Source organism: Bacillus sp. AFS023182, from assembly GCF_002560575.1.
GTDB lineage: Bacteria > Bacillota > Bacilli > Bacillales > Bacillaceae_G > Bacillus_A > Bacillus_A arachidis.
Genome location: NZ_NTRO01000018.1, coordinates 1 through 13,204, shown reverse-complemented (window position 1 = coordinate 13,204; position 13,204 = coordinate 1). Strand labels below are relative to the sequence as shown.

Sequence of the window (13,204 nt, the reverse complement as noted above, 5' to 3'; positions counted from 1 at the left end):
GCAGGGGAGCATGAAAGATTGGCATAAAAGCGTTGTCTATCAAATTTATCCCAAAAGCTTTAATAGCTATTACAATACAGAAACAGGCGATATAAAAGGTGTAACAGAGAAATTAGGTTATTTAAAAGAACTAGGTATTGATTATATTTGGTTAACACCAATTTACCGTTCACCGCAAAATGATAATGGCTATGATGTGAGCGACTATTATTCAATAGATCCATCTTATGGAACGATGGAGGAATTTGAAGAATTACTAGCAGAAGCGAGAAAACATGAGATTGATATTATGCTTGATATCGTTGTAAATCATAGTTCAACGGAGCATAAATGGTTCAAAGAAGCGAGTGAAAATAAAAATAGCCCGTACCGTGATTTTTATATATGGCGCGATGAAAAGAATAATTGGCAGTCTAAGTTTGGCGGCTCCGCTTGGGAGTATGATGAGAAAACAAAGCAATATTATTTGCATCTATTTGATAAAACACAGGCTGATTTAAATTGGGAAAATGAACAACTACGAAAAGAAGTATACGAGATGATGCGCTTTTGGCTTGAAAAAGGGGTTAAAGGATTCCGTCTTGATGTAATTAACTTAATTTCGAAAGATCAACGATTTTTAGATGACGAAGGAACAGCGGCTACAAGCGACGGACGTAAATATTATACAGATGGACCGCGTGTTCATAAATATTTACAAGAGATGAATTACGAAGTGTTTGAAGGAAAAGATGTGATTACAGTTGGAGAGATGTCCTCTACAACAATTGAGAATTGTATTAAGTATTCGGATCCAGGGCGTAGGGAATTAAGTATGACATTTAGTTTTCATCATTTAAAGGTAGATTATCCAAATGGAGAGAAATGGACAAGAGCAGATTTCAATTTCGGTCAATTAAAAGAAATTATGTCGAAGTGGCAAACTGAGATGCAAGATGGTGGAGGATGGAACGCATTATTTTGGTGTAATCATGATCAACCGCGCATCGTATCGCGTTTTGGTAATGATAAAAAATATAGAAACGAATCAGCAAAAATGTTAGCTACTGCGCTGCATATGTTACAAGGAACACCTTATATTTATCAAGGTGAAGAAATTGGGATGACAAATCCAGAGTTTGATAATATAGATTTATATCGTGATGTGGAATCTTTAAATATTTATGAAATGAAGCAGGAAAAAGGAATGTCAGATGAAGAAATCATTGGCATTTTGCAGCAAAAATCTCGTGATAATTCGCGTACGCCTATGCAGTGGAATACAGAAGAAAATGCTGGCTTTACAACAAATACACCGTGGATTTCTGTTGCAGAGAATTATAAAGAAATTAATGTGGAAAAGGCACTTGAAGATAAACAATCTATTTTCTATCACTATAAAAAGCTAATTGAACTTAGAAAGAAATATAATGTTATTACAAATGGTAAATATGCAATTATAGATGCAAACCACCCAAATGTATGGGTATATACACGTGAGCTAGAAGATGAAATGCTACTCGTTGTCAATAATTTTTATGAAGAAACAATTGTATATTCTGTACCAGACAAAGTTATAGGAAACGAAATAAAGCAAGAAATATTAATATCAAATTATGAGGATTCAGGTGAAGATATTAGAAACCTTGTACTTAGACCATATGAATCTATTGTGTATCGATTTACTAAATAATTGGAATAAGAGGTTGGATGCTAATAGCATCCAACCTCTTATTAATTTAAAACACCGCTACTTCAGGAGTAAATTACACCATTCATATATACCTTTTGTACTATAGAGATTACGTCCAATGATATGTACAATTACATCATTTGATTAATAGGGAATTTATGGAAAGTGATTTATACTAGTATTGTGTCTTGCCTTTTTAGGTTTCGTACACAGCCGGTGATTGGCTAGTGGAGGTTTTTCCATTTTGCCAGTGCCGGTTTTTTGTTGGATAATAGAGAAAATATATTTTTACAAAGAAAGAAGGGACTGTTTTGAAAGATGTAGATTCTATTTCTATGAGAGAAAAAGTTGCTAGTTTTTATCTTTATTTTATTTCTTTTCTTGGTTTGATTACTATAACTATATCTTTACTTGAAATTAAAATCCCTTCTCATCGAACGATAATAGTATTGTTAATACTATTTATGGGGATTACTGAGTATTTTCCTGTACGATTCTGGAGGGGAGTAAGCTCACTTAGCTTTCCAATCATTTATTCTATGCTTTTGTTGTTTGGCACACATATAACTGTGCTCTCTCTTGTGTTTGTTACATTAATTATCCACTTACTCCGCCGTTCGCCGGTAGAAAGGATACTTTTTTAATAGTACTCAGCATGCTCTTAGCCTTATACTAGCAGAATGGTTTTCTAGCAAATGTATGCTTTTGTTGACGAGTGGGATGAATATGGCAGTTTTATATGAAAAATTAATACTTTTACTGTTGTTTAGCATATTCTTTTGTTTTTTCAACAACCTTTTTTATGATTTATTAATAGTACTCCTTCCTCAGCCATATTCGTTGCGTCGATGGAATCAAAAAAACATATCAGTATTTCTTTGTGAAAGTTTTTGTTTATTCTATGCTGCTCTTATGCATATATTAGGTACGCAATATCGTTTAGAAATGAATGAAATTGTATTTTTTTTCTTCTTCTTTCCGCTTGTGGCAATTTCTATTATTAGTTCATTTTCTGCACGAGTACGGATGGAAAAAGAAAGATTGTATGAATTCTTTCTTATTACGACCGAAATAAGCCGTGGATGATCTGATGGAAATCTGCAACATATAAAAAAATCACTTAAAGGATTTCTAGGGATACAAGCATATGTATTATGGACAAAAGGCGAAGATGGATGGAGTATTCAGTTGAAAGATGGCAAGTTGAAGGAAAAAATAACTGATTATTCTAATTATGCAGAAAAGTTTGAAGGGATAACTAAAAATATCGTTTTTAATAATTGGAAAATTGGTACAGCACCGGGAGATGGAGTGTTTGAGGACGTTATACGCTCTCTTGTTTATTTTCCTCTTATTGTAAATGATGAGTTAATCGGAATGTTTGTTACGGGAAAAAGTAGAAGTTCTGGCTTTTTTCTAGAAGACGTGCAGCTATTAGAAACTTTTTCTAATCAATTAGCTAACATAGTTAAAACGAGAATACTTATTTCCGAACAAGAAAAAAGGATGATTTTAGAAGAAAGAAATCGAATTGCACGCGAAATTCATGATGGTATAGCACAAGCATTGGCCGGGGTGATATTTCAACTAGAATCAGCTCAGAAAAAATACCGTGATAAACCAACTGATATGCAGCAAGTAGTGGAGAAAAGTATAAGAAAATTAAGAGGGAGTTTAAGCGAAGTTCGCTATTCTATTTATGCTTTAAAGCCATATCCAACACAACAATTAGGGCTCAAGCAAGCAATAGCAAGTAAAATAAAATCTGTAAAACAAGAATATGAACTAGACATTAGATACCATGAAAGAGGACATTCTCGCACACTCAGTTTTTCTAAAGAAAGGGTCATTTTGGTGATCACATCCGCGTCGATTTCTTATGGAACTTGGACAAAAATACAGTGCCTGTACGGTCTACTACATTGTCTGAGTTGAAGAAAGCTACGCAAAATGGAAATGTACTTGACCTTGTGCAAAAAGGTGTTGTAGATCGAGAAGGAGATGGACTTGCTCCTGGTGATGATGACACATTCTATGTCATGTTCACATTTGTAGATAACGGTGAAGATCAAAATATGTTCCAAGGAGATGCATTGAAATTGAACTAGACATTCAACTCAATGCAGACAGAAGGTGAGGATAGGTAAATATAAAGATTCTCGTACTTATACAAGGATAAGGTGATAGCGTTATATCTTTAGCTATAATTTAAACATTTTTTGGATAATTTCTTTCAAATATTGTACAGATTGATTTGATAAATCAATCTGTTTTTTGTTGTCAGATAGAGTTTGAGTTTTTTAATCATCATAGCAGTATTTTTTCATATTCCTATCGAATTAAATATAAGGATACATAAAGGAGGAATACATATGGAAATAGCTGTAGAGAGAGTTTTTACAACTGAAATTTTGGAGGAAGCTGCAAGACGATTTAACGTTACAGTGGAAGAAACACCACTTGGTGATTTTGAAAACTATATTTTTCATGCAAAGCATGAAAGCGGGGAATCTTACGTATTAAGATTAACGCACTCTTCTCATCGATTTAAAAAACAGGTGGAAGCAGAGTTAGACTTTTTACGGTATCTTGCAGAGAACGGAGCTAAGGTTGCTGCGCCACATTGTTCAATATCTAAAAAACTTGTAGAAGGGATACAAGCAGCAGATGGAACTATCTTTTATACTTCTCTTTTTACATATGCCAAAGGAGAGAGAGTAAAAGGAGAAACATCAGTGTATTGGGGCGATGATTTTTTTGAAGCATGGGGAAAAGCGATTGGTCAACTGCATCGTCTTACAATTGATTATCCAAAAACGGAATATCGTGATACCTGGGAAGTAGAGGAGAAAGCGATTATTAATGAGCTAGAAGATAGACAAGTAAAAAAGATTGCATATGCATTAATTGATAAAATAAAGATGCTTCCGATAGAAAAGGGAACTTTTGGACTTATGCACGGCGATATTCATCAAGGGAATTTCCATTATGATGGGAAAGAATTGACAATTTTTGATTTTGATGATGCAACGTATAATTATTTTATTCATGATTTAGCGATGGTTATTTATTATTCTGTTCTTTCAAATGCATGGACTGAACAAGAGAAAACATTGTTTGTACGTAAACAATTACAAGTATTAAGAAAAGGATATGAATTGGAACATCAATTAGAAGAAAGTTGGTATGAATCACTACCACTATTTTTACGTCTTCGTGATATCGGTTTATATGGTACGATTCAGAAAAAATTCAAAGGAAAAGAAATGCCAGTATATTTCCAAGAACTAGCAGAAGCGCTTTATGTAAGGATTATAAAGCAGGAAGCCATTGTGAATATATAATACACATGTAACGTAACAAAGTATATATATCGAATATATACTTTGTTTTTTTATACAAAAATATGTTTGTTTTATCAAAATAATATTGTCATAGACTATAGATACATTTATAATTTTTATATATTCTGAATATTCTTTATAAAATAAAAGGAGGGGGAATGGATTGGAGTCCTTTGTTACTTGGCTAAATAATATTGTATGGAGTCCCGCACTTGTTTATTTATGTTTAGGAGTAGGTTTATATTTTTCAATACGAACGAGATTTTTACAAGTTAGGCATGCAGGTGAAATGGTAAGACTGACATTTCAAGGGGAAAAATCGGAAGCGGGTGTCTCTTCTTTCCAAGCGTTAGCACTTTCTCTATCAGGGCGCGTTGGAACGGGGAATATTGCTGGTGTAGCAACAGCGATTGCTTTTGGTGGTCCAGGGGCTGTCTTTTGGATGTGGGCTGTGGCGTTTTTAGGGGCAGGCTCTGCTTATGTGGAATCAACACTTGCTCAAATATATAAAACGAAGCATCAAGGGCAATTTCGTGGTGGTCCAGCTTATTACATTGAAAAAGGCTTAGGGGTTAAGTGGTATGCACTTGTGTTTGTCGCTGCTACAATTCTTGCAACAGGGATGCTACTTCCAGGTGTTCAAGCAAATAGTATTGCTTTGAGTTTAGAAACAGCTTTTGGTATTAATACATCTGTTTCAGGAGCAGTATTAGTTGTTGTATTAGCACTTATTATTTTTGGTGGAGTTAAGCGAATTGTTAATGTAGCTCAAGTTGTTGTACCGTTTATGGCAGCTGGATATATTCTTGTTGCTTGTGTAATTGTAGCTATGAATATCGAAAAGTTGCCAGAAGCATTCATGTTGATTTTAAAAAGTGCATTTGCCTTAGATGCTGCGTTTGGAGGAATTATTGGTTTAGCGATTTCTTGGGGAGTAAAACGTGGTATTTATTCGAATGAAGCTGGTCAAGGAACTGGGGCACATGCGGCTGCAGCTGCTGAAGTATCTCATCCAGCAAAGCAAGGCCTTGTGCAAGCTTTTTCCGTTTACATTGATACATTATTCGTTTGTTCAGCAACAGCATTTATGATGATTATTACAGGCATGTATAACGTATTTGATGCAAGCGGAAAAAATTTCATTGTGAATAAACTGAATGGTGTAGAACCAGGTCCTGGATATACACAAGCTGCAGTAGAATCTGTGTTTCCTGGATTTGGAAATGGTTTTGTTGCAATTTCTCTATTATTCTTTGCTTTTACAACGATTATGGCGTATTACTACATTGCAGAAACGAATATTGCCTATTTAAATCGTGATAAGGATCGTCCATGGATGTCACTTGTTTTAAAAATTGTTTTCTTAGGTGTTGTATTCTACGGCTGTGTCAAAACAGCAGCAACAGCTTGGGCGCTTGGAGATATCGGTGTAGGGATTATGGCATGGGTCAATATCATTGCAATCATACTTTTACAAAAACCGGCACTGCTAGCACTGAAAGACTATGAAAAACAGAAAAAAGAAGGAAAAGATCCTGTATTTGACCCAAAGGAGCTAGGAATCAAAAATGCGGATTTCTGGGAACACGAATACGGAAAAGATAAGAAAGAAGAAGTGTCATAATAGAGTATTTGCAAAACAATAAAGTGGAGTGTATCTGTCCGTTATTGTTCAAATAATGGGAATTTCTATTTGCATGGCCGAATAAAATTTGAATCAGGTAAGCTTCACTTTATTAATAATTGGGTCAGAAAGGGGGAAAAAGATTGATTGCTTTTCGTAATGTAAACAAGTTTTATGGTAACTTTCAAGTTTTGAAAAATATTAATTTACAAGTCCAAAAAGGAGAAGTAGTTGTAATCGTAGGACCATCGGGATCTGGAAAAAGTACATTACTTCGCTGCATTAACCAATTGGAAACAATCACAGAAGGAGACTTAGTAGTACAAGATGTTGAAGTACATAATCCGAAAACAGATATGAATGAGTTACGCCGGAATATTGGAATGGTGTTTCAACATTTTTATTTATATCCACACAAAACAGTGCTCCAAAATATTACACTTGCACCAATAAAAGTGAATAAGACTTCAAAAGAAGAAGCGGAAAAAACAGCAATGTATTATTTAGAAAAAGTGGGAATTCCAGAGAAAGCGAATGTGTATCCGCAGCAATTATCTGGTGGACAACAGCAACGGGTAGCGATTGCAAGGGGATTAGCGATGAAACCAGAAATCATGTTATTCGATGAGCCAACTTCTGCACTTGATCCAGAAATGATTGGAGAAGTGCTTGATGTAATGAAAACCCTAGCAAAGGAAGGGATGACGATGGTTGTCGTCACTCATGAAATGGGATTTGCACGTGAAGTAGCAGACCGCATTATATTCATGGATGAAGGGCAAATCATTGAAGATACAAAGCCAGTAGACTTCTTTGCAAATCCAAAGCAAGAAAGAGCACGATTGTTTTTAAGCCGAGTGTTAAATCATTAGAGGAGGGGTTTTATGTTTAAAATGAAGAAACTGTTCGTTTTAATTGTATTTTCATGCTTATTTGCTCTTATCATAGCAGGTTGCGGGAGTAAGAAGGAAACGTCCAAAGAAGTTTCTAAAGAAACTTCAGGCGGAAAAGTGGTAGATCAAATTAAAAAGCGTGGGAAATTAGTAGTTGGGGTTAAGAATGATACAAACTTATTTGGATTAAAAGATCCTGCAACAGGGAAGGTAGAAGGATTTGATGTTGATGTAGCAAAAGCGCTTGCGAAAAAAATTCTCGGAGACGAGAGTAAATTAGAATTAAAAGAGGTAACTTCTAAAACGCGTATTCCAATGTTGAAAAACGGTGATATTGATGCGATTATCGCAACGATGACAATTACAGAAGAGCGTAAAAAAGAAGTTGATTTTTCAGATGTATATTTTAAAGCAGGGCAGTCATTACTTGTAAAAAAAGGAAGCAAGATTAAGAGTATTGATGATGTGAAAAGTGGTGTGACAGTATTGGCGGTAAAAGGATCAACTTCTACGCAAAATATTCGTAAAAAGTCCCCAGAGGCGAAAGTACTAGAATTTGAAAATTATAGTGAGGCATTTACAGCATTAAAAGCAGGAAAAGGGGATGTCCTTACAACGGATAACGCTATTTTATACGGCATGGCAAAACAAGATGCAAATTATCAAGTTGTTGGAAAGATTTTCACGGATGAACCGTATGGAATTGCTGTTCAAAAAGGAGCAACTGATTTAACAAAGGTAATTAATGATTTGTTAAAAGAGATGAAAGCAAACGGTGAATACGATAAATTATATGAAAAATGGATTGGTGAAAAACCAGAGAAGTAAAGTATAGAAAGAGTAAGAGGATGAGAGATACTCATCCTCTTCTTGTAAAGAAAGAGGGGGGAGCATTTGCCTGATTTTTCTATTCTTACAAACAATCTTGATTTGTATTTAGAAGGATTTAAATATACAGTGATGTCTAGCATTGTTGCACTGATTGGGAGTTTTATTCTCGGTACGATTATGGCAGTGATGCGAATTGCACCCATTCGAGTTTTGAATTGGTTTGGCGCAGCTTATGTAGAATTCATTCGGAATATTCCACTTGTTTTAATTGCATTTGTATTTTATTTTGCTTTTCCAGTAATGGGTGTTACATTAAATGGGTTTATTGCTGGGACGGCCGCACTTACAATCTATACAGCAGCGTTTATTGCAGAAGCAATTCGAGCTGGAATCTTGTCAGTTCCCAAAGGACAGATGGAAGCAGCGCGTTCTTCGGGCCTAACGTACGTGCAAGCGATGTATTATGTCGTTTTACCACAAGCTATTAAAATAGTAATTCCACCATTAGGTAATCAGTTTCTCAATTTAGTAAAGAACTCATCTATCCTTGGCATTATTGCCGGAGCAGATTTGATGTATCAAGGGGATTTAATTTCAACAAGAACATTTGTTACATTCGATGTATATATATTTGTTGGTATGTTTTATTTACTATTGACTGTACCGCTTAGTATGCTTGTGCGTTACTTTGAGAAACGCTTAGCGAAAGGAGCGGTGTAAATGGATTTTCGAGGTGCTTATACAGGCGATCATGTCTTATTTTTATTAAAAGGACTACTTGTTACGTTAGAAATAGCTGTTGTAGCAATTTTGCTTAGTTTTATTATTGGTAGTGTAGTAGGGACGCTGCGATATACAAGAATCCCAGTCGTATCACATTTATTAGGATTTATCGTTGAAATCATTCGTAATTTACCATTACTTTTAATCATCTTCTTTACGTATTTTGCGCTTCCAGAAGCTGGACTGAAATTAGAGATTAAAACGGCAGCCATTGTTGCTTTAACAATATTTGAAGCAGCGATGATATCAGAAATTGTACGAAGCGGTTTATTATCGATTGAAAAAGGACAAATTGAAGCAGCACGTGCCTCTGGATTATCATACGTACAAACACTTTGGCATATTATTTTGCCACAAGCTTTGCGACGTATGGTACCACCGCTCGTTAGTCAATTTATCTCTTTATTAAAAGATACATCACTAGCGGTTGTGATCTCATTACCAGAACTTATGCATAACGCCCAAATTATAAATGGACAGAACGTAAATTATATGATTCCTACATTAATACTTGTTGCGTTTATGTATTTTGTTGTCAATTACAGTTTATCAATTGTATCTAGAAAATTGGAAAGTCGTTAACTCTTACATGAAATGAGATGTAAGAGTTTTTTATTTTTTACATAGTATAGGAGCTATGATTTGGAAGATATTTGTTTTTTTTATGGGTGTAATTATAATTTAGATAAAAAAATATATATTTTATCAGAAAAGTTTTAATTTTATATAGAAATTGTAACCGCTTTCGTGTATATTTTTGTTATCAGAAAATTTTAAAAAGAGATAGAGGGTAGTTATAGGGGAGGATTACGATGCAGCAAACAACGAACGAGAAATTACATCGCACGATGAAGAGTAGACATTTATTTATGATTGCACTTGGAGGGGTAATCGGAACAGGTTTTTTTCTTGGATCAGGCTATACTATTAACCAAGCAGGACCAGGAGGAGCAATTCTTTCTTATTTAGTCGGTGGATTTATTATGTATTTAACAATGCTTTGCCTCGGTGAGCTAACAGTAGCGATGCCAGTTTCTGGTTCTTTCCAGAAATATGCGACGAAGTTTATCGGCCCGGGGACAGGATTTATGATTGGATGGCTTTACTGGCTTGGATGGGCAGTTACAGTTGGCTTAGAGCTGACATCGATCGGTTTAATGATGAAAAGATGGTTTCCAAATGTAGATGTTTGGGTATGGTGTCTTGTATTTGGAGTTATTTTATATATGGCCAATGCTATTTCAGCAAAGAGTTATGCGGAATTAGAATTTTGGTTCTCAAGTATTAAAGTTATTACAATTATTGCATTTATTGTTCTTGGTGGTAGTGCGTTATTTGGTTTCTTGCCATATGACGGAAAAGAAGCAGCACCTCTTTTTTCTAACTTTGTGAGTGATGGCGGATTGTTCCCAAATGGACTTGCAGCGGTACTTCTTACTATGATTACAGTTAACTTCTCGTTCCAAGGTACAGAGTTAATTGGGATTGCAGCAGGGGAGAGTCAAGAACCAGAAAAAACAATTCCACGTGCTATTCGTAATACAGTATGGCGTATTATGTTGTTCTTTATTTTAACGATGACGATTTTAGTAGGTTTAATTTCATGGAAAGATGCAGGGGTTATTGAAAGCCCGTTCGTTGTTGTATTTGATAAGATCGGCATTCCATATGCAGCAGATATTATGAACTTTGTTATTATCACTGCTTTATTGTCTGTAGCAAATTCAGGATTATATGCAGCAACGCGTATACTATGGTCACTTGCAAATGAGGGAATGGCACCAACTTCCTTCAAAAAGGTAAATAAACGCGGTATTCCGATTATGGCATTAGTAGTTACAATTGCGGTAGCGGCACTATCTTTACTAACGAGCTTTTTGGCAGAGGATACAGTATATATGTACTTATTATCTGTTGCTGGTTTATCTGCAGTTGCAAGTTGGATTATCATTGCATTGTCACAACTTCGCTTTAGAAGCCAGTACGTAAAGGGTGGCGGGAAATTAGAGGACTTAAAATATAGAACACCGCTATATCCAATTGTCCCAATTTTAGCGTTAATTACAAATAGTATCGTTGTGATTAGTTTAGCGTTTATTCCAGAACAGCGCATGGCATTATATTGTGGTATTCCATTTATCATTTTCTGCTACGTGTATTATTATATGAGTAAGAAGCGACAGCAAATTACGAAAGTGGAGATGGGCACAACGTATGAAACTAACAATCAAGCATGATGATATTGAGGCAGAACTTTCACATGGTCAATTGTCTATTGGAAAAGAAAGTGGATATACACCGTTAGAATTACTAGTTTCTTCTATTGCAGGATGCAGTGCAATTGTATTTCGGACAATTCTAGAAAAGAAGCGTATTACATATGATACGTTTACAATTGAAACTGAAATTGGAAGAAGTGAAGTTTTATCAAGACCGGTAGAAAGTGTTCATTTGTACTATAAAGTAAAAGCAGAAGGGATTACACAGATACAGTTAGAGAAAGCGTTAGAGCTTGCGGTGAAGAATTGTACGATTGCTCAATCTGTGAAGGATAGTATAAAAATTACGGAAACAGTTGAGTTAATGGGTGAATGAACTTTTGTGAGTGGTATGTAAAGTCAGAAGAAATTGAGAATAAGATCGTATAAAGTGAAGTAAACGTCAAGTAACTCTAAAATCAACCTTTATTGTATATTTTGGAGTTACTTGACGTTTGTGTTTTTTTTACTTGTATATATAGTTTTACAACACCTTCATTAGTTTATTACTAACATTATGAATAAATGATATAATCTATTTTTATCTTAGTGTAATAAATTAATTGAAAAGGTGAGAAGGCATGGGGAAATGGTTTACACTTCGAGAAATTTCTCGAAATACATCTATACCTATTCAAACGGTAAAGCGCTATGTAGAAGATTATCAGTCATATTTAAATATGCGTAACGAAGAAGGCGTTTATATATTTCATGAAACATGTATTTCTACACTACAAGAGGTTAGACAATGCTATAAACAAGGAAAGAATAAAGAAGAAATTAAAGGGATTTTGAACAAAGTTTGTAGCAATTCCACGGCGATGATAGTCAAAGAGAGTACATGTAATGAGGACCCTGTATTATTAGGAATACATAAACATTTAGAAAAAGAAAATAATGTTCATCAAAATCTTATGAAAATGATTCGGGAGCAAAGTAAAGAGATAAGTAAACTACATCAAAAATTAAATGAGCATTTAGAACAAAAAGAGCGTATCGCAATAGAAGAAAGAGATCGTACATTAACACAGTTACTTAGAGAGATGCAAAATGTAAAAAGAGAAATAGCAAAATCAAAAAAGAAACCTTGGTGGAAAACTTTCTTTTTTGAAAAGAACTGAAATCACATTTATATACATATTTATCTCGCTATTCGCGGACAGTAAAACCTCGACTGATTAAAGTTTCACTTTATTTTTAGTGGAATCACGTATGTTTCCTTTCTTTTTGAAAATGCTAGACTTTTTTTGACGATTTTATTAAGGTAAATATTGTGCACAAAAAGGAAAGCTCAAATTTGAGCGTTGGGAGTAGTTTATGACAGAAAATAAACAACAAAAACGCTTAATATTCTTGCTAACTGTTGTGCTGGTTGCAGTATTCATATGCGTTAGTTTTCAAAACAAGAAAACAAATTCGAATAAGTCTAATAATCATGTAGCGGATGTACGTGAGGATAAAAATTCTGAAAAATCCAGTAAGAGCGATTTTTCCAACGTAAAAGTTACAAATAATGTTTCTGATCAATCACTAAAAGAGAAGCTCTCGAATTCAGAAGATGAAGGTAATATTTCGAAACAATCAATTGAGATAGATCATGCTAGTGATTTACCTCAAAATAAGAATTATAGAGATTCAAGTGAAAAAATTTTTTCTACTGAAGTACACAAGGAAGCTACTTTCGTTAAGTTAGGAAAAAAGGACAGCGACAATGATCACACTTTAAACAACATGAATAATTTAATACAACCAGTACAAGTTAGTGAGGCATACGAAAAAGAAAAGCAGATCGAAGCTAG

11 protein-coding genes and 2 pseudogenes are annotated in these 13,204 nt (G+C 34.6%); all 13 read left to right on the top strand.

All coding sequences use genetic code 11. From position 1 onward, the window contains the following. Positions 1-10: 10 nt before the first annotated feature. Entirely contained in the window at positions 11-1,672 is a 1,662-nt protein-coding gene (gene treC, locus CN288_RS08090) for an alpha,alpha-phosphotrehalase (RefSeq protein WP_098302093.1), read from the top strand. 311 nt (positions 1,673-1,983) lie between these two features. Beyond that, a pseudogene (locus CN288_RS29470) lies at positions 1,984-3,523 on the top strand (GAF domain-containing sensor histidine kinase); the annotation flags it as partial. After that, positions 3,523-3,780, top strand: a pseudogene (locus CN288_RS08080) (TasA family protein); the annotation flags it as partial. The pseudogenes CN288_RS29470 and CN288_RS08080, both read left to right, overlap by 1 nt. Before the next feature lie 264 nt (positions 3,781-4,044). Beyond that, complete coding sequence (locus tag CN288_RS08075) at positions 4,045-5,016, top strand: phosphotransferase enzyme family protein (protein ID WP_098302091.1); 972 nt, start codon at positions 4,045-4,047, stop codon at positions 5,014-5,016. Between the two features lie 163 nt (positions 5,017-5,179). Continuing rightward, positions 5,180-6,640: an alanine/glycine:cation symporter family protein gene (locus CN288_RS08070; protein WP_026593899.1), complete on the top strand. Its 1,461-nt coding sequence runs from the start codon at positions 5,180-5,182 to the stop codon at positions 6,638-6,640. Positions 6,641-6,783: 143 nt separating this feature from the next. Beyond that, positions 6,784-7,512 carry an amino acid ABC transporter ATP-binding protein gene (locus CN288_RS08065; RefSeq protein ID WP_026593898.1) on the top strand — a complete coding sequence of 243 codons (729 nt, stop codon included), beginning with the start codon at positions 6,784-6,786 and terminating at the stop codon, positions 7,510-7,512. Between the two features lie 12 nt (positions 7,513-7,524). Continuing rightward, positions 7,525-8,361, top strand: a complete 837-nt coding sequence (locus CN288_RS08060; RefSeq protein WP_026593897.1) for a glutamate ABC transporter substrate-binding protein — start codon at positions 7,525-7,527, stop codon at positions 8,359-8,361. Between the two features lie 66 nt (positions 8,362-8,427). Beyond that, positions 8,428-9,084, top strand: coding sequence for an amino acid ABC transporter permease (locus CN288_RS08055; protein WP_026593896.1), 657 nt, complete (start codon positions 8,428-8,430; stop codon positions 9,082-9,084). Continuing rightward, complete coding sequence (locus tag CN288_RS08050; RefSeq protein ID WP_026593895.1) at positions 9,085-9,729, top strand: amino acid ABC transporter permease; 645 nt, start codon at positions 9,085-9,087, stop codon at positions 9,727-9,729. It begins immediately after the preceding gene. A 230-nt stretch (positions 9,730-9,959) separates the two neighbouring features. Continuing rightward, entirely contained in the window at positions 9,960-11,384 is a 1,425-nt protein-coding gene (locus CN288_RS08045) for an amino acid permease (protein ID WP_090692852.1), read from the top strand. Further along, the gene (locus CN288_RS08040; RefSeq protein WP_026593893.1) at positions 11,362-11,742 is read left to right on the top strand and encodes an OsmC family protein; all 381 of its coding nucleotides are present in this window, start codon (positions 11,362-11,364) and stop codon (positions 11,740-11,742) included. Before CN288_RS08045 ends, CN288_RS08040 begins: the two co-directional genes overlap by 23 nt. A gap of 244 nt (positions 11,743-11,986) precedes the next feature. Beyond that, positions 11,987-12,526 (top strand): DUF3967 domain-containing protein, encoded by a 540-nt coding sequence (locus CN288_RS08035; RefSeq protein WP_026593892.1) that lies wholly within the window; start codon positions 11,987-11,989, stop codon positions 12,524-12,526. 196 nt (positions 12,527-12,722) lie between these two features. Then, positions 12,723-13,204 (top strand): hypothetical protein (locus CN288_RS08030; protein ID WP_141527936.1); only part of this gene is annotated, 482 nt, incomplete at its 3' end.

Excerpts from the sequence above, each read along its gene's own strand:
- treC (WP_098302093.1), top strand. The coding sequence starts at position 11 with ATGAAAGATTGGCATAAAAGCGTTGTCTATCAAATTTATCCCAAAAGC.
- CN288_RS08075 (WP_098302091.1), top strand. The coding sequence starts at position 4,045 with ATGGAAATAGCTGTAGAGAGAGTTTTTACAACTGAAATTTTGGAGGAA.
- CN288_RS08060 (WP_026593897.1), top strand. The coding sequence starts at position 7,525 with ATGTTTAAAATGAAGAAACTGTTCGTTTTAATTGTATTTTCATGCTTA.
- CN288_RS08050 (WP_026593895.1), top strand. The coding sequence starts at position 9,085 with ATGGATTTTCGAGGTGCTTATACAGGCGATCATGTCTTATTTTTATTA.
- CN288_RS08045 (WP_090692852.1), top strand. The coding sequence starts at position 9,960 with ATGCAGCAAACAACGAACGAGAAATTACATCGCACGATGAAGAGTAGA.
- CN288_RS08040 (WP_026593893.1), top strand. The coding sequence starts at position 11,362 with ATGAAACTAACAATCAAGCATGATGATATTGAGGCAGAACTTTCACAT.
- CN288_RS08035 (WP_026593892.1), top strand. The coding sequence starts at position 11,987 with ATGGGGAAATGGTTTACACTTCGAGAAATTTCTCGAAATACATCTATA.